Annotated in this window: 22 protein-coding genes; 15 read left to right on the top strand and 7 right to left on the bottom strand. The window is 54.3% G+C overall.

What is annotated here, in order from left to right; all coding sequences use genetic code 11:
* Positions 1–112 precede the first annotated feature (112 nt).
* Complete coding sequence (locus IMCC3135_RS05940) at positions 113–1003, bottom strand: MurR/RpiR family transcriptional regulator (RefSeq protein WP_088916769.1); 891 nt, start codon at positions 1001–1003, stop codon at positions 113–115.
* 345 nt (positions 1004–1348) lie between these two features.
* On the opposite strand from IMCC3135_RS05940, the gene IMCC3135_RS05935 reads away from it, so the two are divergent.
* The 6 genes from IMCC3135_RS05935 (at position 1349) to IMCC3135_RS05910 (ending at position 8460) form a co-directional block, all read left to right on the top strand.
* Positions 1349–2869 (top strand): sulfatase-like hydrolase/transferase, encoded by a 1521-nt coding sequence (locus tag IMCC3135_RS05935; protein WP_088916768.1) that lies wholly within the window; start codon positions 1349–1351, stop codon positions 2867–2869.
* 52 nt (positions 2870–2921) lie between these two features.
* Entirely contained in the window at positions 2922–3863 is a 942-nt protein-coding gene (locus IMCC3135_RS05930; protein ID WP_088916767.1) for a Bug family tripartite tricarboxylate transporter substrate binding protein, read from the top strand.
* Between the two features lie 23 nt (positions 3864–3886).
* On the top strand, positions 3887–4399 hold the full coding sequence (locus IMCC3135_RS05925; RefSeq protein ID WP_088916766.1) for a tripartite tricarboxylate transporter TctB family protein: 513 nt from the start codon (positions 3887–3889) through the stop codon (positions 4397–4399).
* A gap of 9 nt (positions 4400–4408) precedes the next feature.
* A complete protein-coding gene (locus IMCC3135_RS05920; RefSeq protein ID WP_088916765.1) occupies positions 4409–5887 on the top strand; it encodes a tripartite tricarboxylate transporter permease in 1479 nt (492 codons plus the stop codon).
* A gap of 66 nt (positions 5888–5953) precedes the next feature.
* On the top strand, positions 5954–7396 hold the full coding sequence (locus tag IMCC3135_RS05915) for a sulfatase family protein (protein ID WP_088916764.1): 1443 nt from the start codon (positions 5954–5956) through the stop codon (positions 7394–7396).
* On the top strand, positions 7393–8460 hold the full coding sequence (locus tag IMCC3135_RS05910) for a formylglycine-generating enzyme family protein (RefSeq protein ID WP_088916763.1): 1068 nt from the start codon (positions 7393–7395) through the stop codon (positions 8458–8460). Before IMCC3135_RS05915 ends, IMCC3135_RS05910 begins: the two co-directional genes overlap by 4 nt.
* Before the next feature lie 52 nt (positions 8461–8512).
* Here the strand turns inward: IMCC3135_RS05910 and IMCC3135_RS05905 are convergent, their stop codons facing one another.
* From IMCC3135_RS05905 to IMCC3135_RS05890, 4 genes are all read right to left on the bottom strand, one after another.
* The gene (locus tag IMCC3135_RS05905; RefSeq protein ID WP_169727413.1) at positions 8513–9859 is read right to left on the bottom strand and encodes a glycoside hydrolase 5 family protein; all 1347 of its coding nucleotides are present in this window, start codon (positions 9857–9859) and stop codon (positions 8513–8515) included.
* 120 nt (positions 9860–9979) lie between these two features.
* Complete coding sequence (locus IMCC3135_RS05900) at positions 9980–11077, bottom strand: ABC transporter substrate-binding protein (protein ID WP_088916761.1); 1098 nt, start codon at positions 11075–11077, stop codon at positions 9980–9982.
* Positions 11061–12446 (bottom strand): sensor histidine kinase, encoded by a 1386-nt coding sequence (locus tag IMCC3135_RS05895; protein ID WP_205737925.1) that lies wholly within the window; start codon positions 12444–12446, stop codon positions 11061–11063. The genes IMCC3135_RS05900 and IMCC3135_RS05895 overlap by 17 nt, the downstream gene beginning before the upstream one ends.
* Positions 12436–13107 (bottom strand): response regulator transcription factor, encoded by a 672-nt coding sequence (locus IMCC3135_RS05890; RefSeq protein WP_088916760.1) that lies wholly within the window; start codon positions 13105–13107, stop codon positions 12436–12438. The genes IMCC3135_RS05895 and IMCC3135_RS05890 overlap by 11 nt, the downstream gene beginning before the upstream one ends.
* A gap of 175 nt (positions 13108–13282) precedes the next feature.
* Between IMCC3135_RS05890 and IMCC3135_RS05885 the strand changes: the two genes are divergently transcribed.
* From IMCC3135_RS05885 to IMCC3135_RS05870, 4 genes are all read left to right on the top strand, one after another.
* On the top strand, positions 13283–14269 hold the full coding sequence (locus IMCC3135_RS05885; RefSeq protein ID WP_088916759.1) for a Bug family tripartite tricarboxylate transporter substrate binding protein: 987 nt from the start codon (positions 13283–13285) through the stop codon (positions 14267–14269).
* A gap of 127 nt (positions 14270–14396) precedes the next feature.
* Positions 14397–14828, top strand: coding sequence for a tripartite tricarboxylate transporter TctB family protein (locus IMCC3135_RS05880; RefSeq protein WP_088916758.1), 432 nt, complete (start codon positions 14397–14399; stop codon positions 14826–14828).
* A gap of 15 nt (positions 14829–14843) precedes the next feature.
* The gene (locus IMCC3135_RS05875; protein WP_088916757.1) at positions 14844–16379 is read left to right on the top strand and encodes a tripartite tricarboxylate transporter permease; all 1536 of its coding nucleotides are present in this window, start codon (positions 14844–14846) and stop codon (positions 16377–16379) included.
* Between the two features lie 280 nt (positions 16380–16659).
* Positions 16660–17214, top strand: a complete 555-nt coding sequence (locus tag IMCC3135_RS05870; protein WP_088916756.1) for a carboxymuconolactone decarboxylase family protein — start codon at positions 16660–16662, stop codon at positions 17212–17214.
* A gap of 70 nt (positions 17215–17284) precedes the next feature.
* Here IMCC3135_RS05870 and IMCC3135_RS05865 read toward each other — a convergent pair whose 3' ends face one another.
* Positions 17285–18013, bottom strand: a complete 729-nt coding sequence (locus tag IMCC3135_RS05865; protein WP_088916755.1) for a GNAT family N-acetyltransferase — start codon at positions 18011–18013, stop codon at positions 17285–17287.
* A 273-nt stretch (positions 18014–18286) separates the two neighbouring features.
* Between IMCC3135_RS05865 and IMCC3135_RS05860 the strand changes: the two genes are divergently transcribed.
* The 5 genes from IMCC3135_RS05860 to IMCC3135_RS05845 are packed head-to-tail and all read left to right on the top strand — an operon-like array spanning position 18287 to position 21643.
* Positions 18287–19333 (top strand): hypothetical protein, encoded by a 1047-nt coding sequence (locus IMCC3135_RS05860; RefSeq protein ID WP_088916754.1) that lies wholly within the window; start codon positions 18287–18289, stop codon positions 19331–19333.
* A gap of 32 nt (positions 19334–19365) precedes the next feature.
* A complete protein-coding gene (locus tag IMCC3135_RS05855) occupies positions 19366–19935 on the top strand; it encodes a hypothetical protein (RefSeq protein ID WP_157735791.1) in 570 nt (189 codons plus the stop codon).
* A 43-nt stretch (positions 19936–19978) separates the two neighbouring features.
* Positions 19979–20557, top strand: coding sequence for a hypothetical protein (locus IMCC3135_RS34940; RefSeq protein WP_236994750.1), 579 nt, complete (start codon positions 19979–19981; stop codon positions 20555–20557).
* Positions 20530–20838, top strand: coding sequence for a transposase (locus IMCC3135_RS34935; RefSeq protein ID WP_236994749.1), 309 nt, complete (start codon positions 20530–20532; stop codon positions 20836–20838). Before IMCC3135_RS34940 ends, IMCC3135_RS34935 begins: the two co-directional genes overlap by 28 nt.
* Before the next feature lie 37 nt (positions 20839–20875).
* Positions 20876–21643, top strand: a complete 768-nt coding sequence (locus tag IMCC3135_RS05845; protein WP_157735790.1) for a DUF2325 domain-containing protein — start codon at positions 20876–20878, stop codon at positions 21641–21643.
* 48 nt (positions 21644–21691) lie between these two features.
* Here IMCC3135_RS05845 and IMCC3135_RS05840 read toward each other — a convergent pair whose 3' ends face one another.
* A complete protein-coding gene (locus IMCC3135_RS05840) occupies positions 21692–22276 on the bottom strand; it encodes a thymidine kinase (protein WP_088916751.1) in 585 nt (194 codons plus the stop codon).
* Positions 22277–22282: the final 6 nt, after the last annotated feature.

The following is a 22282-nucleotide window of genomic DNA, read 5'->3' as shown; positions in this document are numbered from 1 at the left end:
TCTAGATTATTCGACAATCAATATCGCAAACGAACGAAAAAAACCAGGCTATGAATCCGGCACACCATACCGCACCTGGCCTGGATCGAGGAGCTGATGAACGTGGGAAAAATCACTCACCCTGCCCTGCGCCGGGCAAAGCCAATTGCTGCGCCGCCAGCTTGCCCCGTGCATGTCGCTCCTGAACCTCGGCAGGTTGCAGCATCGATGTACACATAGCCAGAATATCCACAGCCGTCATGAATGCGACACAAGTCGACATGGGTGCGTATGAGACAAAATCCTCGGTCACGCTGACTGCAATAGTGACGGTTGCCAACTCGGACAGTGGCGACCCTGAGGCCGTCAATGCGACAATGGAGACACCAGCTTCACGGGCAATGTTTGCTACTTCCACCAATTGCCTGGCCCGTCCGTTGAACGAGATCAGAAACAAGGCATCATTTTCCTGAAGCATGCCAGCTGAAATGAGCTGAGTAAATGCATCATCCGATTGCACACAGGGTATACCCAGGCGATAGAACTTGTTCTGAGCCTCCACAGCCACCACCCGTGCACCTCCTGGCGCATAGCACTCGATACGACGGCTTTTCACCAACAATCGAGCAGCAGCATCAATCTGGGCCGGATCAAGATTTGCGCTAAGCACGGACAAAGCTGCCATCGCAGACTGGGCGATCTTCTGAATGACCTCCGGCGTCGAGTCGCCGGCAGAGATGTCCTGATGCATGGCCTGGGAATGCACGACGGCATCCTGCGCATAGGCCAGTTTGAAATCTGAAAATCCGTTGAAACCGAGCTTGCGACAGAAACGGTTGACCGTTGGCTGGCTGACTGCCACAAGACAAGCCAACTCAACCACACCCATACCTGTTATGTCATGTGTTGGATCCGACACAACATCGGCAATACGCCTCTCTGCCTCACTCAGCTTCTCATAACGGGAATGAACCAGCGCTGCTAGCTGCCTTACATTCACTGGGCCTGACTTGTCTGATTGCACGTCCTTTTCCTGCCATCAACGGATTGTGGTCGACAGCCTGACCTACCGGCCTCGACTTGTCTCGATTGATTGTCATGGCTCCCATTTTTTAGCTCATTGACATCATTGTTTTCGCGTTTTTCAATAATAAAGAATCTGATTTTACATTTTAATGTATATTTTATACAAATAAATGCGTGCAATATAGAACTTTATCTTATTGTTTTTGCTGTTTAATTAACGATTTACAAAAAAATAAGACTCAAGTGATGAATTTTCATATCACTTTATCTCTACTTGGTGGTATATTTTATACAGTTTTTAAAACCCTTGCCTTTTCCTTGGCAGCAACAACCGGGAGGCCCGATGCGAACACTGTTCATTCTGTTCGATTCACTGAACCGTCACGCCCTTGAATGCTACGGAGGTGACGTCATCACCCCGAACATGAAACGATTCTCCAAAAAGGCCATCAGCTTCGACAACCATTATGTCGGCAGCATGCCGTGCATGCCTGCCCGTCGCGATATACATACGGGGCGTGTCAATTTTCTGCATCGAAGCTGGGGACCTCTGGAACCTTACGATGAGTCCTATTCGGAAATCCTCAGAGCCCATGGAGTCTATACGCATCTACTGACTGACCATTATCACTATTTCGAAGATGGTGGTTCCACCTTCCACAGTCGTTATACCACTTGGGAATTTCTGCGCGGTCAGGAATGGGACACCTACAATGCGGTCGTCAATCCGCCATTGCAGGATTACAAGCAGCGCTACCATGCCAACCAATACGAGGATGTACGCGCCTTCAGTGGTCGCCTGCAGAACATGCTCAACCGAGAAAACATCAAATCAGAAGAAGACTATCCACTGGCACGCTGCTTCTCCCGCATGTTCGACTTTCTTGATACCAACAAGGATACCGATGACTGGTTGTTTCAGCTGGAGTGCTTCGATCCGCACGAACCGTTTCAGGTACCACAACGTTTCAAGGACATGTACGCCAGCGACTACGAAGGGCCTATTCTGGACTGGCCACGCTATAGAGAAGTCACCGAATCCCCGGAAGAAGTTCGTGAAATCCGCGCCAACTATGCTGCCCTGCTGACCATGGTAGACGAGTACTTCGGCAGGTTGCTTGACTACTTCGACGAACACGATCTGTGGAAAGATACCGCGATCGTAATGACCACCGACCACGGCATCATGCTGGGAGAGCACGACTGGTGGGCAAAAAACAGACAGCCCTTCTACCAGGAAATCAGCCATATCCCTTTGATGATCTATCACCCGGATCATGCTTCAAAAGGCGGCCAGCGAAGAAAGGGTCTGACTCAAACCCAGGACCTGATGCCGACACTACTGGAGATGCATGGGGTTACACAATTGCCGGACTCTGTGACAGCCAGATCAGTCCTGCCACTTCTGGAGGAGGATGCCAAACATCATGATAGCGTGCTCTTTGGTTTATTCGGTGCCGCAACGAACATCACGGATGGCAAGTATTCCTACTTCCGCTACCCGACGGATTTCTTCGATCAGGAACTGTACGAATACACTCTCCTGCCACTTCACACTAAAAGCTACTTCCAAGCCAATGAGTTCGACGGTGCAGAACTGGTGAGGGATTTCAGATTTACCAAGGGCTATCCGTTAATGAAGCTTCCAGCTCGCAAGGATGCAAAACGCCCGCCCGGTCAGGGAGGTCCGCCCTCGGACATGTTCAATCAACTCTACGACCTGCAGGAAGATCCTTCACAACTTCATCCTCTGGACGATCCTGAACTCGAAGCCAGATTCGAAACAGAGTTGATTCGCCAGATGGTCATCAACGAAGCGCCGCCAGAGGCGTACACCCGACTGGGCCTGGCCCTTCCCGGCTAATGTTCACCCCCACCCACACTTTGGCCCATTTTCCCTACCGGAGAACGTATCCATGAAGTTACTTGCCTTGAGCGTAGCCACTGCATTGTGCCTCACCGCTGTCACCGTCCATGCCCAGGATGATTATCCATCCAAGCGCGTCGACGTCATCATTCCCTTCGATCCGGGCGGTGGTGTAGATGCAACCGGACGACTCATGGCTGCCGGTTTCGAAAAACACTACGATGCCAACTTTGTCGTCAAGAACATCAGTGGCGCCGGCGGCACCATTGGCACCTCCCAGCTGGCCAGATCCAAACCTGATGGATACACCATTGGGGTACTGCCCATCGGCACTGCCACCACGCAACCTCATCGCAAGAACCTGCCCTATGGCGATGATAGCTGGGAGGAGGTCTGCCTTCTGGTCAAGAGCCCGCTGGCAGTACTGGTACATCCCGAGAGCCAATACCAGAGCATCGAAGCACTGATGGATGCTGCCCGAGCGGGCAAAATAACGGTAGCTGGTCCGCCCAAGGGATCCGTGCCCCACATGGCCCAGGCGGCACTGGCCAAGGAGTTCGGTGTCGAATTCTCCTTCATTCCCTTTGAAGGCGGAGCCAGCGCCAGCAAGGCGGTACTGGGCAAGGAAGTCGACTTCACTGTCGAAACGTTCGGCTCGGGCAAGCAACTGGGCTTGACTCCACTGATGATACTGGCCCCGGAGAGAGTAGCCGAGCTGCCCGATACACGCTCCATCAAAGAAGTAAACGGCTCTGAGCTGGATCTGGGCACCTGGTTTGGCTTGTTTGCCCCCAAGGACACGCCTGCCGAGGTTGTCGATTCTCTGGCCGAAGCCTGTGAGGCCACAGCGAGCTCACCCGAGTTCGTCGACGGTATCGCGAAGGTTGGCTGGAACATCAAGTACCTGAACAAACCTGATTTTGCGGCTTTCTTTCAGAAACAATACCAGACCAATGGTGAGCTTCTGAATAGCCTGGGTCTTGGCAAGTAACTACTCCGGAAAATTATCAGCACATGACTGAACATACCGGATATGCAGTGAGTCGCCGCAACAACATCTGTTCGGCGATTACTTTTCTGCTGATCTCAGGCTTATTGCTGTTACACACTTTCAGCGATCGCTACACAGCCTTTTCGGACCCCGACGAGATATCCACCGTCTTCGTACCTCGAATTCTGTTGATACTGCTGTTCACGCTGGCAACCTTGTTGCTTGTGCGTGCCTTGAGAATGCCAGCTGGCACGCGAGCCGATGGTGCCCAAGCTGTCGACAAGCAGGAGCGCAAGAGGGCCATCATTCGGGTCATGACGGTATTTTTCATCTTGCTGGTGATGGCCAGTATTCAGGATACGCTCGGATTTTACGCAACCATGGCCCTTGGCATACTCACTACCGGGTGGACCATGGGCTGTCGCAACAAGCTGGCACTACTGATTGTCGGCCTGCTGGCCCCCTTAGCCACCTGGTACATCATCGTGCAGCTGGCTGAACTCAGCCTGCCTGCAGGCATACTTTTACAAGGTTGACACCCAGACATGCAAGATCTCTATCTAGCACTGGCACTCATATTCAACGTACAGGGAATAACGGCACTAGTCAGTGGTGTCGTCATCGGTACCTTTGTCGGCGCCATGCCTGGTCTTGGTACCGTCGTGGCTCTGGCGATGATGCTGCCACTGACTTTCGCCCTCGACAGTGGCCCGGCTATCGTCCTGTTGCTATCTGTGTATGTATCATCGGTTTACGGCGGCTCTATCAGCGCCATACTCATCAATGTACCCGGCACTCCGCAATCGGCCGCAACGGTTCTTGATGGCTACCCCATGGCACAACAGGGCAAGGCAGACAGAGCTCTGGGCTGGGCCACGGGGGCATCTGTTTTCGGCGGTATCTTCTCGGTGATTATCCTGATGGTTGCCGCCCCGCCCCTGTCCCAGGTTGCCATCAAGTTCGGATCGATCGAAATACTGGCTCTCATCATCTTCTCGATGACAACGATTGCATGGGTCTCGCAAGGCAACACGGTCAAGGGCCTTATTGCCGCCTTGCTCGGCTTGTTTCTTTCAACCGTCGGCCAGGATGCCTTCACCGGAAGCTCGCGTTTCGACTTTGATTACTTCGAGCTGACAGCCGGATTCCATGTCGTACCTATTCTGATCGGCGTTTTCGCGCTTTCCGAAGTGCTGCATCAGACCTGTACCGGAGACAAGACAGCGTCACTGGTGCCCAGCAAGATCGGTTTCAGTTTTCCGAGCTGGCAGGAATGGAAAAGCAGAAAGATGCCACTGATTCGAGCCAGCGCCATAGGCTCGTTCATCGGCATATTGCCCGGCGTCGGTGCCGTCACAGCGGCCTTTGTCAGCTACGCCGATGGCAAGCGCTCATCACCCAACCGGGAGAACTTTGGCAAGGGAGAACCGGATGGCCTTATTGCATCCGAGGCCTCCAACAACGCTGTCACAGGAGGTGCGCTGGTACCGACTCTGGCTTTGGGTATTCCGGGTGACGGCGGCACAGCCGTCCTGATAGGTGCGCTGATAATACATGGTGTTACCCCTGGCGTTCGGCTGTATGTCGACGAGCCCGTACTGGTCAACATGATGTTCATGGCACTGCTGTTCGCCAATCTGCTTATTCTGCTGGTGGGAGCACTCAGCGCACAGTTATTCACCCGCGTCCTGAGAATACCGGCCTCGATTCTGATGCCCATGGTGGTAATGCTGTCACTGGTGGGTGCCTACACGGTACGATCCAGCGTCATGGATATCTTTATCGCCATCATTGCTGGCGGCATCGGTTTGCTGATGCGTTATGGCGGCTATCAGCTCGCCCCTGTTGTCATTGGCTTTGTGTTGGGAAAACCCTTCGAGGAGAGCTTGCGCAGAGGCTTGTTGCTCAGTGACGGCAATGTCTGGCTTTTTTTCCAAAAGCCTATCTTTACCTTCTTCATTGGGCTAACGGCCATCGCATTACTATTGCCTCTTGTCTCCTCGCTACGAAAAAGGAAACGCTAGCCTGCTCGCAGACTACTCGCTAACGCGACTCCATCAGATCATTTTCCAGATGTACAAACACGTGACATGACTTCCATGCAAAAACCTGATCGAAAACGCCCCAATATCATCCTGATTGTCAGTGACGACCATGGCCGAGAGGCACTGGGCTGTTATGGCAACGCCGTGGTGCAAACACCGAACCTGGACGCACTGGCAAACAAGGGGGTCGTATTCGACACCGCCTTTTGTACCACGGCCTCCTGCGCCTCCTCACGATCTGTCATCCTGACCGGACTGCACAATCATACGAACCGTACGTTCGGCCATACTCACTCCCCCCACAACTTCTCACTGGCTGCAGGCATTACTACCCTGCCTGTCTATCTCAAGCAGGCCGGCTATCGAACCGGCAGAATCGGCAAGCAACACTATCGTCCCGTGGAACAGTTTCCATTCGACTGGGATCCGAACGAGTCAACCAAAAGCGTTGCCTCCTATGACGATGCGTCCGAGCATACACATGACGATGACGAGGAGTTCAGACGTTTACGGGACGATATCTGGAAGGCTGATCGCTGCCAGCCATTTGTAAGCGCCGATACCGAAGAGCCCTTCTTCCTTTATTACGCCTCCTACAATCCGCATCGCGAAAAGCTACGACTGGACCATCCTCTAAAACCGGATGACTTTGGCAATCCGCCAGAAAACTTTCCCGACGACGAGGAAGTATTTTTCGACCCTGACACCATCGTGGTTCCCGAGTACCTGGAAGACACCGCCGGCACACGAGCAGAGATTGCCGAGTACTACCAATCCATCCATCGCCTGGACCGAGGTGTGGGACGTCTGATTCATCATCTGGAAGCATGCGGGCAGATGGACAACACCGTCATACTCTATATCTCCGATAACGGTGGTGCTTTTCCGGTCGCCAAGACCACTCTTTACGAGCCAGGCATGCGACTGCCTTTCATTCTCTACAGCCCATTGCACACGGCCGCCGCCGGAACCAGAAACAAGGCACTGGTGAACTGGGCCGATATCGTTCCGACCATTCTGGACTTCGCCGGAGCAACACTTCCAGAGGATCCGCGCATGCTGGGCAGCAGCATCATTCCGACCCTGAATGATTCTGACGCTTATCACTGGCGCGAGGAGCTGTTTGCAGCGCACTCGTTTCACCAGATCACCAACTACTACCCGATGCGCGTGATCAGGACACAGCAATATAAATTCATCTACAACATCGCCTGGCAGATTACCTTTCCTACGGCAGCCGACTTGTGGTCTTCCGCATCCTGGCAAAGTGCTCGCCGTGCAGGTACAACGATCGGTCATCGGGAAATGGAACATTATCTGAACCGACCGAAATTTGAACTATACGACCTGGAAGAGGATCCGGACGAACTTGTCAACCTGGCAGCCTTGCCCGACAGAGCCGAGCTGGTCGAGCATTTCTGCGCAAGAATCCGGCATTACCAGTCGTTGACCGACGATCCATGGTTGCACAAATGGGAATACGAATGATCCCTGCGAAGTGCAACAACGCCTCCAGTGATCGTCGCTTGCAGGCAGTTGCCACGCACAGCGACAGTTGCTGCTCCCCGACCAGGCCCGCTCCGGCTGTCAGCCAGTTCGACACCGGTTCCGAACATGCCTGCTGCGCGCCTGTGCGCGGCGAGCAAGCGACAAGCCCTGGCGTTTCGGCCGCATTCAGCACGCTGCGCTGTGAAGTATCACTCAGACCAGCAGCCCGATCGATTCCCGGTGGTAGCGCCTTGGTAGGCACCTCAGATCCGGGGGTTCGCGATGATGGCGAAACGCCACTGCGTCGCGTTCGTATGAAACCGTTCCGTATCAGCCAGACCGCGATAAGCAATACCCAGTTTCTTCAATTCATCGAACAGACCCGGTATGTCACTGAAGCAGAACGTTTTGGCTGGTCGTATGTGTTCTGGCAACAGGTACCCGAAGACATTGAGCGTACGCAAGGAATACCGGGCATCGAATGGTGGCGGCGGGTCAACGGAGCTAACTGGCGAGATGTGAATGGCCCGGGAACCCAGGCTAGGGGCTGGCATCCTGATCATCCGGTGGTACATGTGTCGTGGAATGATGCGACGATCTATGCCCGGTGGGCCGGCGGTCGACTGCCCAGCGAAGCGGAGTGGGAACATGCGGCCCGCGGCGGGCTGGGCGATGTCAAATTTCCCTGGGGAGATACAGAGCCGGACGACACCGACACCCTGCCTTGTAATATCTGGCAGGGGACTTTTCCCGATACCAACTCCGGAGCCGATGGCTACCTGAGCACCGCACCAGCTCGCTCTTTCGAACCCAACGGTTATGAACTGTACAACCTGTGCGGTAATGTCTGGGAGTGGACAGCGGATAACTACAGCAACAAATCCCGCAACCCGAAGGCCCGCTCACGCATACGCTCGATGAAAGACTACAAACTGGCCAAGGGTGGGTCCTTCTTGTGCCACAAGAGTTATTGTTATCGTTACCGGATAGCGGCTCGAACAGGTTCAACTCCGGATAGCACCACAACACATCAGAGCTTCAGGGTCGTCTGGGACGAAGCTTGAAAACAGGAGACCAAGTGACAGGTCTCTTGTCTGAGCGTCACTGATTACTCCCTCAGGGAGCGGCCACCAGAAATGGAAAGTTTGCCGTGGCCACTCCCCCAGAGCCATCTTGCGCCCAGGCGTAGAGCCGATACTCTCCCGGCTGCAGCGGTGCCCGCAGCATCATTTCATGGACATCACCGACGCTGGTGGTTTTTCCAGCATCAAGCCTCACCGCATCAGGTTCCGCCTCAAAATGACCACCATGACTGCGCGCCTGCACCTCATGCATGAGTTGCCAGCGAATACTCAGGGAGTCGCCTTCAGGATCACTCGCCTGCAGCCTGGCATGTACCGACTCACCGGGCGCCAGCACAATATTTTCTGTCGCCTGCAGTTCATTCAGCCTCAGGCCCCATGCCGAAGGGGCCCGTTGCTCAGAATATTGACCTGTCCACAGACGGGTAAGCTCATCCACCGCAGCGGTGCGACCGCCATCTTCGGTAAACAGGCCATACCAGGTTGGTGTGCGTTCCTGCTTGTGCCCCCAAAGAAAGGCAAAGCCGCCCAGTAGCTGTCCTTCTGGATTGTTCAGTCCGGCCTGATACATCCGATCAACCAGACCAGCAGCCTTGGCGCCACTAGCCTCTTCAATTTCACGCCCCCATTGCGTCGCTGGCATTTCCCAGTGTCCCAACGGTCCGAACTCAGTGACCATATACGGCAGTTCGACAGCGAGTTCTTCAACCAAGGGCGCAATGGCCGGTAGAGCACCGTAAGCTTGAAATGACAGAAAATCGAGTGTCGGCATGGATTTTAAAGCCAGATTGACGTCGTCTGCCAGTGTCCCGGTGAAGGCGAATGCCACGGTTGCCGGATGATCAGGGTCGTGCTCATGAATGTAATCCAGAACATCCCCCATCGCCGCGTAGACCTTCGGGTTTGGCTGCACCGCACCACCATCGGCACCAATCATGAGGTTCGGCTCGTTGGCAATGATCCAGCCCAACAAGCTCGGATGCGACTTGTAGCGATCAATACTGGCTTTCAGCATGGCCAGCTGGGCAGCCACGGCAGCGCTGTCGTTGTAATCAAAACCTTGTAGCTGCTTTTGCATGTCGAGACCTACCAACACCTTGAGTCCATGACGTTCGGCTGCCGCCAGTTGCACATCCAGATGCTCGGTGCCCCAGGTACGAAAAGCGTTGCCACCGGCTTTAGCCAGAATGGCAATACCGGCTTCATCGGAGTACCCCATACCCGCGCCTTTTAGCTCGAAGGGCTGACCGTCCACTTCAATGGACCAGTCATCACCCCAGTGCAGGATCTCGACTTTGGATGCAGCCACAGCGAACCCCGTATTGAAGAACAGAAAAACGGGCAGAAAGATTGTGAGGAATAAACGTCCAAAAGGCTTCAAGAGTGGCATTCGACCATTGGTGATGTTCTCTTATTCTACAATCAGCACCGCCAGAGGATGAGTTAGTTGGCATGACGTCATGGCAATCGGTAACTTTTACAGCCCGGATGACAAATACTCTTACTCATTTTCGTCTGGCAGCAACACCATCTTTTCACGCCACTGACGAATGAAAAGCTCACGCTTCATCTGATCCAGCCCGACCAGTAGCGTCGGCGACAGCGGTATGGGTCTCAATACAGGAATGGCACCTTCTAGCGATGGAAAATCTGCCGTATCACTGTCATCGAAAGTTGCAATCAAATGCGACTGGCTGAGCACTGCCCGCCCGTTGTCGGATAGCAGAAAATCCAGGAATGCACGCGCTATCTCGATTTGTCTGGTCCCCTTGGGAATCATCGCTCCCCGAGACAAGGTCAAGGTGTAGTCCTGTGGCGCGACAATGCCAATACGAGAATCTGTGGCGGCTCGCGCCAGTGCATACGAACCCAGAACGTTGTATGCGACCAGAAAACGTCCCTCGGCAACGGCATCGATAAGCTCGGCAGAACAGCAGGTAGCAACAGCACCGGTGCGGCCGAAAGCTTCGAGCAGGGCTCCAAAAGTACTGGCTTGCTGCGCGTCTGCAAAGGCGAATAAATACCCCAGACCAGATTTCTCGATATCGTAGGTGGCCACGCGTCCCGCAAAGCGACTGTCGTTGGGACGCAGTCGGTCAATAAGATCGAACCGACTGAGCGGCACCTCATCTTCCGACAACTGCTCCCGGTTATAAACCAGCACCGCAGGTTCCAGCGTTATGCCGAAAAGCTCATCACGCCAGATGGCATGTTCAGGCAGGCGTCGTGTGTAGACAGAACGATGAGCCTGGGCGCAACCATCATTGACCAGCTTGACTTGCTGGTCGATGGCCGAGCTGATCACCACATCGGCACCCGCCTCTGATTGACGGCATTGATTGTCGGTTTTCTCGAATAGCGCATTCGAGCCCCATTGCTCGTAGCGAATGCGCGTGTCGACACTGGTTTCAAGAAACGCCAGCATCACGGGTGCAAACGCTTCGATATCAGTAGTGCCTCTGACCAACAGTGTGCGAGAGGCATTCTCGACACCAAACTCGCGTACATCTTCCAGAGCACAGGCGCTTGCGGATAGTACCAGCAGACACAAGATGAGGCACCAGCGGCGGACAGAACTTCGATCAGTCTTTGCTGGCATTATTCTCTCCAGGTAGCACCATGGATACCTTGAAACCCTGCACCTCATCTACCGAATATCGCAAGCTTCCCTCGTGTGCCCGGGTCACCTCATGAACAATGGCCAGACCAATGCCACTACCGGATCGCCCAGTCTCTTCTGACTGTAAAAAGCGCTCTCCTGCCCTCGATGTCGTCTGCGGATCCATGCCTTTGCCCCGATCTTCCACCGCCAGTATGACCTTGCCCTGCTCCGCAAAGACGCTCAGCGTTACCGGCGGCTGACCATGCGCAAAGGCATTATTGACAAGATTCTTGCAGGCTTCGCGCAGCGATAGCACATCGCCACGCACCCACACAGCATGCTCAGGAAGCTGAAGTCTGAGCTCCCGGGATCGACCCTGACTGTCGATATCGAACTCATCGACAGTTTCAATAGCGACAGTGCGGACATCAACCAGGGTTCGAACAGCCGAATCATTACGATGAATGACCAGCGCACGATTCAGCAATTGATCAGTGAGCCGACTCAGGCTGCGACTGCGTGCATGAATCCTGGCCAGTGCCTTGGCCAGAGCCGCAGGGTCAGACTCTTCGGTGGCTAGTTCGGTCTGCGCTCGCAGGGCCGCCACGGGGGTACGCAGTTGGTGAGCCGAGTCTGCAATGAGATTATTTGTCGTCTCCATCTGTCGACCCAGACGTGACATGAACCGATTGATGGCATTCACCACCGGGGTCAGCTCACTGGGCACCGCAACGTCAAGGGGGGTCAGATCGCGTGGATCGCGAGAGCTGAAACTGCGTTCAATACGGTGCAATGGGCGTAACGCCGAATAAACTGCAAAAATGGCAAGGCCTGCCATGCTCACGCCCACCAGCGCCACTACAAGTATGGCACTGCCCACCAATTCCTGAGCCAGCGCTTTGCGTGCCCGCAAGGTATGGCCTACCAGCACTTGAATGGTGCCGCTGAATGCTCGTTCGGCAAATCGGTGTGACAAGGCAACGACCCGAATCGGCTCTCCGCCGAACTCCAGATCGTAGTAAGCCACTTCAGCCATGTTCTCTTTTGGAATGACCAGAGAGTCATAACCGGTCAACGTCTTGCCATCATGACCAACGATACGATAGACGACCCGGTCCTCAGGTGCCAGTGCCAACAGTTCAAATGCCGAGACTGGAATATCGGCCATCACCTGACCATCCAGTACACTGGTGCTCGCCTCTATCTGACGGGCGGATCCCAGTAGCAAACGATCAAAGGCTGTCTGTGCCGCCTGGCGTCCGTAGGCCAGCGCCGCCAGACTGACCAGCGCGCCACCTGCAATCAGCAACATTGAAATCGACAAGGCCAGACGCCGAGTCAGCGAGGTGCCGGATTCAGGCTTCATCAACAAGCTGGTACCCAAGACCACGCAACGTACGAATGGCAACCTGACTGCCTGCCAGTTTACGCCGCAAGCGCGACACATAAAGCTCAATGGCATTGGTTCCCACTTCTGCCTCATCGAACGAGAACATGCGACTCAGAATATGCTCCTTCGAAGCCACCCTGCCACGACGATCAAGTAGTGCTTCGAGCAGACTGAATTCACGTCGAGTCAGAACGAGAGCATCACCGTTGCACGTCAGTGTCTTGCCGGCAACATCAATCACCAGCGAACCGAACTCAATGGTCGGTTCGCGCACCGCCGGCGAACGCCGATGCAGGGCTCGAACCCGCGCCTGCAACTCGCGCAGATCAAAGGGTTTGGTCAGGTAGTCATCGGCACCACCATCAAGGGAGGCGACACGCTCCTCGATACCCAGCCTGGCGGTGAGCATCAGCACCGGAACGGCGTTGCGCTCGCGACGCAGTTCGGCCAACAGATCTCGACCGCTGCCATCGGGCAGATTGATATCAAGGATCAGGACATCGTATTGCTGCACGTGGAGACTGGCGCGCGCCTGTTTCAGATCAGCGGCACAATCCAGTGTGTCTCCCGCACGCGCAAAACTCACAGCGATGGCTTCGGCAACATCTGGCGTGTCCTCTACCAGCAACAGGCGCATTTGATCAGATCTCCGGACAGCAGCAAGGCTGTAAAGACAGGCTTTTCGTCAGTCGATTGATCGATGGATTCATCTCACTGACAGGCTCATGACAGGTTCAAAGTATAAAACATACGACGTGCCGTCACAGATGAATTGCTGAAATGGCGGAACTGACTCACCACAGGAATAATAAATGATTATCACTCGGAACAAGAACAGACTGCTTCTGGCGTCTCTCGCCCTGCTCGCAAGCACCAGCCTGCAGGCCTACGAACCTGAAAACACCGAATGCATTGCACCGGCTGATCCGGGCGGCGGTTGGGATTTCACTTGTCGTCAAGTTGGCAAGACCATGCAGGATCTGGAAGCCATTCCCGGCACACTTCAGGTCACTAACATGTCTGGCGGCGGCGGTGGCGTTGCGTTTGCAGCCGTAGTCAACAAGCGTAACAGTGACAACGATCTGATTGTAGCAGCCTCTTCTGCGACCGCGACTCGACTGGCCCAGGGTGCGTATCCTGGCAACGATATGAGTCAGGTTCGCTGGATTGGCTCCGTTGGCGCCGACTATGGCATCATCGCCGTCGCTCAGGACAGCCCCATCAAAACCTTGCCCGAACTGCTTGACCAGATCAAGACCGATCCACGATCAGTGGCAATCGCCGGTGGTTCAGCGGTGGGTGGATGGGATCACCTGAAAGTACTGTTGGCAGCTAACAAAGCCGGTATCGAAGATGTCCGTACTGTCAAATACGTAGCTTTTGACGGCGGTGGCGAGGCCATCACGCAAGTACTCGGTGGTTCTGTACAGGCCTTCACGGGCGACGCCTCCGAAGCCAAGGGTTTTGTAGATTCTGGTGACATCCGTGTCATCGCCGTACTGGCACCTGAGCGTCTCGCCGGTGATTTCGCCGCTTTCCCGACAGCCAGAGAACAGGGTGTTGATGTGATCGGTGCAAACTGGCGCGGCTTCTATGCCCCGGGCGGCATGAGTGATGAAGCTTATGACTATTGGGTAGAAACAGTCGGCAAGGTCTACGCTTCTGACGAATGGAAGCAGGAAATGGCAGACAGCGGCCTGGCGCCACTTGACTTGCAAGGTGATGATTTTCAAGCCTTTGTGGCTGACTCAGTAGCCTCGATCACTGAGCTTTCCAAGCAGATTGGCCTGATCAAGTAGTTGTAACCAGGAGCCTGTTTTCAGGCTCTTGGCAGACGGGCGACGTGAACGAGGCTCAGGTGTAACGCACCGCCCTCTGTCGCCCCTCTGCTCCCCCTTAAAACACCCTACTCCAGAGTTTTTCATCATGAGTGATCGCATCTTTGGTGGCGTCGGACTTTTGTTCGCGTCGCTTTTCATCTGGGCGGCCTTCCACATTGAACTGAGTTTTATATCGGATCCGGTCGGTCCGAGAACCTTTCCAATCATCATTGCCATCGTCATGGCCATATCCAGCGTGTTTATCATCTTCAAACCCGATGTGGAGCCAGAGTGGCCACGTCTTGGCCGGATGATGGAAATACTCGCTGCTGCCGGTGTCATGGTGGCTTACGCCCTGGCTCTGCCTATTGCCGGATTTCTGATTGCAACCGCTGTTGCCGCCGCCTTCCTGACCTGGCGACTAGGCACGACGCCGTTATGGTCGATTGTCTCCGGAACACTGACCTCAATTGGTATCTACACCGTCTTTCACCTGATTCTCGGACTGTCGCTAGCGCGCGGCCCGTTTGGATTCTAGCGAGCACCTATCCTGATGGAATCACTAAACTCCCTGCTCAACGGCTTTGCCGTTGCATTGACGTGGCAGCATATATTTCTGGCCTTTGTAGGCTGCTTTCTGGGCACCATCATCGGCGCCCTTCCCGGACTTGGCCCATCCAACGGTGTCGCCATACTCATACCCCTGGCCTTCACGCTGGGACTGGAACCTACGGCCGCCATGATTCTACTGACCTCCGTTTATTACGGAGCGATGTACGGTGGGCGTATCTCTTCGATCTTGCTCAACATTCCGGGGGACGAACCGGCGTTGATGACCACACTGGATGGCTATCCGATGGCGCAGCAGGGACGCGCCGGAGAAGCCCTGTCTCTATCAGGGGTGGCCTCATTTGTCGGGGCCTTCTTTGCCACCTGGGGGTTGGTATTTCTTGCCCCACAACTGGTCAAGGTTGCCCTGTTGTTTGGACCGGCTGAATACTTTGCTCTGTTTGCCCTGGCTTTTGCCACTCTGGGTGGCATCACTTCGAAAAATCAGGCCAAGGCTGCATTTGCTGCGGCCCTGGGTATCGTGATCGCCATGGTCGGCGTTGACGGACAGACCGGTGTGCCACGATTCACTTTCGGTGAAGTTCATCTGTATGACGGCATCGACTTTCTGGTGGCCATTGTCGGATTGTTTGCCCTGTCCGAGGTTTTCCTGTTTCTGGAACATCGCGGTGATGGTACCGGCGAAGGCAAGTCTGCAAAAGTCAGCATTGGGCGCATAACCCCTTCCTGGGCACTGCTCAAGAGCTGTACGCCAACCATGTTGCGCTCCTCATTCATCGGCTTCATCGCTGGTGTACTGCCAGGTGCCGGAGCATCCCTGGGATCTTTCATTTCCTATTCACTGGAAAAGAAAATGGTCGACAAGGATGGCACTTTCGGCACAGGTGATCCGCGAGGTGTTGCGGCACCCGAAGCGGGTAACAATGCAGCCGCGGGTGGCGCTCTGGTTCCCATGCTGGCACTGGGCGTACCGGGTTCGGGTACTACAGCGGTACTTCTGGCCATGTTGCTGGCACTGAACATCACGCCAGGACCACTGCTGTTCATCTCCAATCCTGATGTGGTCTGGGGCCTGATCGCAGCGCTGTTTCTGGGCAACTTCATGTTGCTGGCCATGAACATCCCCATGGTCGGCATGTTTGTCAGAGTGCTGCTGATTCCACCTCGCATTCTGATGCCGATTGTTGCCATGATCTCCTTTGTCGGTATTTATGGCATCTCAGGTTCCACTTTCGATCTGATGGTCATGATCGTCTTCGGTCTCCTGGGTTGGGTACTGCGCAAACTCGATGTTCCACTGGTACCCGTCATTCTGGGCATTCTGCTGGGCAACAACATGGAAGACAATCTGCGTCGTGCCATGACCATATCCGATGGTGACTGGAGCGCTCTGCTCAGTTCGCCGCTGGCCATTGGTCTCTGGATCGTCTCAATCACCGGCTTCGTACTGCCCATCTTGCTGGGCGGAATTATCCGTCGACGCATGCGCCGCGACGACATCGGTGCTGTTAAGGACTGAAACCAGCGCACCGGCACTGCACATTAAGTGTCGGTGTCGTCATCAGGTCCATGTTTCATCATGACCCCGGAGGCAAGGAGGCCTCCACCGTATTACCGACCCGGCTGTCGATGCGCCCGTCCCCCTGAGCATCACGGCGTTGATCCATTCAAAACAGCCGCGACTTTACAAATCCGTATACACCAAAAGTTTCAGATTAGAGTAGTTTGTACCGATAGGTTTAAACAACATCATTTCCAACTCTAGCCCAATCAACGGGCTGACTATCGAGGAACTACCCATGACCGATTTCACACTACATACCATAGAAAGCGCTCCTGAAGACAGCAAACCACTGCTGGAAGGCTCACTGAAAGCCTTTGGCATGATTCCAGGCCTGCATGCTGTCATGGCTGAATCACCCGGCTTACTCAAGGCTTACCAAGAGGCACATGAACTGTTCCTCAACTCCAGCTTCGACAAGGATGAGATGACGGTTGTCTGGCAGACAATCAATGTCGAAAATGCGTGTCATTACTGCGTTCCGGCTCACACGGGTATTGCCAAAATGATGGGCGTCGACGATGCCATTACCGAAGCTCTACGCAACGTCACGCCACTGCCTAATGCTCATCTGGAAGCACTGCGAGATTTCACGCTTATTGTCGTGCGTGAGCGTGGCAACGTTGATGATGCGGCTGTACAGACTTTTCTGGATGCAGGCTTCACCAAACGCCATGTACTTGAAGTGGTTCTTGGTCTGTCTCAGAAGATCATGTCCAACTACACCAATCATCTGGCCAACACGCCCGTTGACAAGGCGTTCCAGCCGTTTGAATGGCACAAAGCTTCTTGATTTGACCAATGATCTGATTTAATCGGCCAAGCTTTACGCGCCTTTTAAACCAGTTTGCAGCACGGTCGGGTCACACTTGATTCGACTGTGCTTTTGCCAGAGGCTGTGACAAAACCTGCTTCTGTTGACCTTGCTCGTCAAAGTTATCCTCAGCCAGCCACTGTGTAAACGCTGTTTTCATTGTCGGCCAGTCTCTATCCAGAATTGAATACCAGGCCGTGTCACGATTGCGACCTTTATAAATGGTTGCCTGTTCGAAAATGCCGTCAAAGCTGAATCCGAACCTGAGCGCCGCCTTGCGTGATGGCGCATTCAGGGCATCGCACTTCCATTCATAACGTCGATAACCCAGTTCGTCAAAGACACAACGCATCATCAGGTACATGGCCTCGGTTGCCATGGCAGTTTTTTGTAACTGCGGCGAAAACACTATAAAACCAACCTCAATCAGACCTACAGCGGGATTGATTCGCAAATAACTGGCGAATCCCACAGCCTTGCCAGTCAGCTCATTGATAACCGCATAGAACACAGGGTCTTCACCGGCACAGGCAGCGTCCATCCAGCTCTTCAGCTCGGCCACCTCAGCAAACGGCCCCATAGGCATATAGGTCCACAACCCCCCTGCCTCCCCGCTCGAAAAAGCCTCGAACAACTCATCGACATGGGTCAGAATATCCAGTGGTTCCAGTCGACAGAATCGCCCTTGCATGAGCACCCTTGGAGGAAGCTGTGCTGGCCCCCACTCGCTCACCGTCTCACCAATGGGCTGACCGTATTCATTCATTTTCTGGGACATGCTCGACTCGTAGTGACTGAATTTGAGGACTTGCAGGCTTGTAACGCGGCGCGGCTTTAAAAACTAACCCCATAGCCGTACATCCCATTACTCATCCATCGTGCAACACAGACTACGCTTCTGTGCAGAAAAGCAGCTGAGTAATACGCCCTGACATGCTACTCATGAGACATCATTGCGAACTCATTGCCGCTGTTTGCTGACAGGAAATGAAAATTATTCTAGAATTTGAATGAGAATGATTATTAGTAACATTGCCTAAAGGACCCTTTCATGAATCCTGTCATTATTTCCACGGAAGCCTTGCGCAACGCTCCTCGCGCATTGACCCAGCCTGGCCTGATGAGCACATCAGCCGCCAGACAGACACGATTCAGCGATCTCCCTTTGCCAGCCCGTTTGTTACTGGCCGTACCACGCGCCCGTGGTCGTTCGGCAACAGCACCGATTGCCGAGCGATATGTTCTCGACACATTGGGCAGAATCATTGACGGCGGTCCTGATCGCAAACACACCATCGAGGCGGTCAACATGCTCGCCGATGTCTTGTTGAATCAGAATTTTGACGACGATCGTGCACCTGCCAATCCCGAATGGTTGTCCACTGTTGAGAATCACGTCCTGTGCATGCTTTGTAAGATCAATGCCGGGCAAGCAGAACAGGCCGCATTGATTGCCAGGCATTGTCTCGAAGGGCACACCCTTGAAGCCTTCAGTCAGGCAGCCACCGCGCTATGCGGTGCCGAGTGCTTCAAGCGTGGTGGCAGTCATGTCTTTACACCCAGCTGGAGAGGCATGCCCAGTCACAACGGTCCGACGGAACACCGCTCAGTCACACTGACCAAAGAACTGTCACTGGGAGAGTCCCTGCTTCTCAATACCATCAGACTGCGCAAGCGTACCCTCTCCTATTCCGGTCTGGGTGCCAGAGTCGTTCCTCTACTCTGCCAGCATGTGGCACTACCCGAACTACAGACGGTTGTTGATGCCCACATGGTGGAAGCGCTTCGACACAGTGCCCACGTACCTGACATCCGCTGCCTGTGCTGCCCCGCCATCTCGGCTGATGAAGCTGTGTTCCTGGGCTCTCTGGCCGAATTCGCAGGCGGCGACACCCAGCGATGCGCACGCCAGCTCAGCGCCTGGCTACCGTTAGAATCAGTCAATAAGCTGCTGTCAAAGAAAGAAGGCTTCCAGAGCATCTTGCGTCAGATCGGTACACCACTGCCAACAAGACAGTGGGACATGCGACAACTGCAAGCCCGTGATGAACTGGATTGGCAGTGCGGGCATGTGAAAGAGACCCCGATGATCCACTAGGCTCGCCCGTTTCTTCAGCAGAGCATCGCTAATTGGATAACCCACTAAAATACCCGTTGAACGGGACACCGCTTGCGGCCGATCTGTCAGTGAGCCCACTGACTTATCAACCACAGCTCAATCAGCTTGAGCCTCGCCGTGCCCGCTATAAGCTGTGGGAACTGCAGGATTGCTGGCACTGCATGATCGTCGGCACCTGTCTGAGCTTGAGCGAGGTACGTCAACTGGGTTCCAAGGCGGGTTTGCCGGTTGCCGGCAAAAGCGACTATGACATTCATCAACTGGCCGTTGAGAGTGCGGCGAACAACAAGCACCCGTTGACAATCAGATTACAAAAACAGTTGGAGCAAAAGTTTGCGCTGACGGTCAAACAGTTTCGTGCTGCCAAGGACGCCGAAGCCCTCAGCGAACTCTGGAACAGTGGCTGGAAGGCTGGCAATGTTGCTGGCAGCCTGTGGGCCCTCATCACACACCCCCAGGCCACGCGCAGCATCATCATCATCACTGTCTTCGGACAGGTTCATCCCTTCAATTCCAAGGATACCCCGTCGTTCAGGGCGGGGAGGAATTGGAATGCTGTATATATAGTCAGTTATTGTTGACTCTTCTGGGTGAATGGGGGCGGAACGGTTATACAATCGAGCTGTGAAATCAACATGCATCAAGGTTCTCAAAGTCAGGGTAAAAGATCGCCATGCGCCGCTTTTGCGCAGCATGGCGACAGAAGTCAATCAGGTATGGAACTACTGCAACGACCTGTCTGATCGTATGATTCGGGAGCGTGGTCGGTGGATGTCCGGATTTGACTTCTCTGCTTACACGGTGGGTGCCTCGAAGCAGTTCGAGCACATTGGCAGCAGTACGATTCAGGAAACGGCCGAACACTACGCCAGCAAACGCTATTCGGCAAAGCGTCGCAAGCTGAGGTGGCGCAAGAGTTTTGGCGATAAACGCTCGTTGGGATGGGTGCCCTTCAAGGCTCGGGCAGCTCACTGGAAGCACGGGCAGGTCTTCTTTGCAGGTTCTCACTTCAAGGTATGGGACAGCTTCGGTCTTGCCAATACAGGTTCAGGGCAGGTTGTTTCACTGAGGATGCTCGCGGTCGATGGTATTTTTGCATCTGTGTCTCGGTTGATCGCACGTGTCCCAAGGGGCAAGACAGCCGCAATCTGGTCAATCGATGCGGCGAGATCTACGTGGGAGATGTCAGTAGCTCGAAGCTGACAAAAACCACGATGGCCAAGTCTGCGCTTGACGCAAGCTGGGCCAGCTTCAAGACAATGCTCGACTACAAGAGCCAGCAGGCCGGTATTGTCTACCGAGAAATCAATGAAGCCTATACCACGCGAGCGTGCTCCGAATGCGGAAGCCTGTGCGGACCGCAGGGAATAAGAGCTCTTTCGGTAAGAGACTGGCAATGTGTTGAATGTGGTGTTCAGCATGATCGTGACGTTAACGCGGCTCGAAATATTCTCCGTCTCGGCGCAGGACATTGCGCTCCTTAGTGGGAATCCTCTTTCTTCAGGGAGAGGAGGATGTCAAATGATGTCGCATTTATCCGGGGCCAGTACCTGTGTTGATCGTGGCAGACTCTCGAAACAAGATCGCCAGATTGACTCCCTGACTCGAGAAGTACAGACGCTGAGACAGCGCTATCAGAGCACCAGCGATGCCCTGCGCGAACAGACACGATTGACAGAACAGGAAAAACTCAAAGGCCAACGCCTTCAGGCGCAGATGCTGGAAGCTCAGCGACTCGAACAGAAAACAATCACAAACGATTCATCGGCTCGGGCAGCCAACGATCCTCGCATGGAGCAGTTGCTCCATCGTCTCAGCGAACTACAGAATAGCTTGAGTGCTGAAAAAGAGACCGTCAAACAGCAGACTCAGACCATTTCCCATCTGGAAGCTTTCCAGCAAACTCTGGTTGCAGAACAATCTGCCCCCCCTCTGCCTATGCCGAAAACCGCCTCTGCCAATACCGCAGGGGATTTGAAGCTATGCGGTCAGTGCGTACTCTACCTGGGCGGCAAGGCGCAGCAACGCAGACATTTCCAAGCATTGGTGGAGTCATGTGACGGACGATTCCTCCATCATGATGGCGGCCGGGAAACCTGCCCTCACCGCATTTCCGAGCTGGTCAGCCAGGCCGATGTCGTGATGTGCCCGACCAACTGCATCAGTCACAGCGCCATGCAGAAAGCACGAACGCTCTGTGCCAGACAGGACAAGCCCATCGTCTTCATGCAGCGATCCAGCATGTCGGCCTTCACTCGAAGCCTGCGCGAGACTCTCGGCCAGGACTGATCAGGAAGCTAAGGGATCGTGAAATAATTAACTATCATTTCACGACCCCTAACTGGCGCCATCCATCAGCTCCCGGTAATGCCGCCTGCATTTTGAAACGTAGCGATCATTACCGCCAATCTGTACCTGATCACCCGCAGCGACGATCTGTCCGGATTCATCCAGGCGCACGATCATGGTCGCCTTGCGACCGCAAGTGCAAACGGTCTTGAGCTCCTGAATCTTGTCTGCGATAGCTAACAATCGGGACGAGCCGGGAAACATCTCACTCTGAAAATCTGTGCGTATGCCGAAGCACAACACGGGTATATCCAGTTTATCCACCACCTTGGCAAGCTCATCCACTTGTTGGCGAGATAGAAACTGTGCCTCGTCCACCAAGACACACGCCAGCGGTGTATCAAGATGCTGCAGCTCGATAGGCTCGAAAAATGCGGTGTCATCGCCGAACTGCAGAGCATTTTCCTGCAAACCGATGCGGGAGCGAATAACACCCTGACCATAGCGGTCATCGATTGCGGCGGTATACAAAGCCACCTGCATGCCCTGCTCACGGTAGTTATGAGCAGACTGCAGGAGCGCTGTCGATTTACCGGCATTCATGGCCGAATAATAGAAATAGAGTTGTGCCACTGAGTT

The sequence above is a fragment of the Granulosicoccus antarcticus IMCC3135 genome (assembly GCF_002215215.1).
GTDB classification, from domain to species: domain Bacteria; phylum Pseudomonadota; class Gammaproteobacteria; order Granulosicoccales; family Granulosicoccaceae; genus Granulosicoccus; species Granulosicoccus antarcticus.
Note: the sequence above shows the minus strand (reverse complement) of the source record. Positions and strands in the feature narration are given on the sequence as shown.

Bases quoted from the DNA above. Each gene is read 5' to 3' on its own strand.
- IMCC3135_RS05935 (WP_088916768.1), top strand. From the start codon at position 1,349: ATGCGAACACTGTTCATTCTGTTCGATTCACTGAACCGTCACGCCCTT.
- IMCC3135_RS05930 (WP_088916767.1), top strand. From the start codon at position 2,922: ATGAAGTTACTTGCCTTGAGCGTAGCCACTGCATTGTGCCTCACCGCT.
- IMCC3135_RS05925 (WP_088916766.1), top strand. From the start codon at position 3,887: ATGACTGAACATACCGGATATGCAGTGAGTCGCCGCAACAACATCTGT.
- IMCC3135_RS05920 (WP_088916765.1), top strand. From the start codon at position 4,409: ATGCAAGATCTCTATCTAGCACTGGCACTCATATTCAACGTACAGGGA.
- IMCC3135_RS05915 (WP_088916764.1), top strand. From the start codon at position 5,954: ATGACTTCCATGCAAAAACCTGATCGAAAACGCCCCAATATCATCCTG.
- IMCC3135_RS05910 (WP_088916763.1), top strand. From the start codon at position 7,393: ATGATCCCTGCGAAGTGCAACAACGCCTCCAGTGATCGTCGCTTGCAG.
- IMCC3135_RS05900 (WP_088916761.1), bottom strand. From the start codon at position 11,077: ATGCCAGCAAAGACTGATCGAAGTTCTGTCCGCCGCTGGTGCCTCATC.
- IMCC3135_RS05895 (WP_205737925.1), bottom strand. From the start codon at position 12,446: ATGAAGCCTGAATCCGGCACCTCGCTGACTCGGCGTCTGGCCTTGTCG.
- IMCC3135_RS05890 (WP_088916760.1), bottom strand. From the start codon at position 13,107: ATGCGCCTGTTGCTGGTAGAGGACACGCCAGATGTTGCCGAAGCCATC.
- IMCC3135_RS05885 (WP_088916759.1), top strand. From the start codon at position 13,283: ATGATTATCACTCGGAACAAGAACAGACTGCTTCTGGCGTCTCTCGCC.
- IMCC3135_RS05880 (WP_088916758.1), top strand. From the start codon at position 14,397: ATGAGTGATCGCATCTTTGGTGGCGTCGGACTTTTGTTCGCGTCGCTT.
- IMCC3135_RS05875 (WP_088916757.1), top strand. From the start codon at position 14,844: ATGGAATCACTAAACTCCCTGCTCAACGGCTTTGCCGTTGCATTGACG.
- IMCC3135_RS05870 (WP_088916756.1), top strand. From the start codon at position 16,660: ATGACCGATTTCACACTACATACCATAGAAAGCGCTCCTGAAGACAGC.
- IMCC3135_RS05865 (WP_088916755.1), bottom strand. From the start codon at position 18,013: ATGTCCCAGAAAATGAATGAATACGGTCAGCCCATTGGTGAGACGGTG.
- IMCC3135_RS05860 (WP_088916754.1), top strand. From the start codon at position 18,287: ATGAATCCTGTCATTATTTCCACGGAAGCCTTGCGCAACGCTCCTCGC.
- IMCC3135_RS05845 (WP_157735790.1), top strand. From the start codon at position 20,876: ATGATGTCGCATTTATCCGGGGCCAGTACCTGTGTTGATCGTGGCAGA.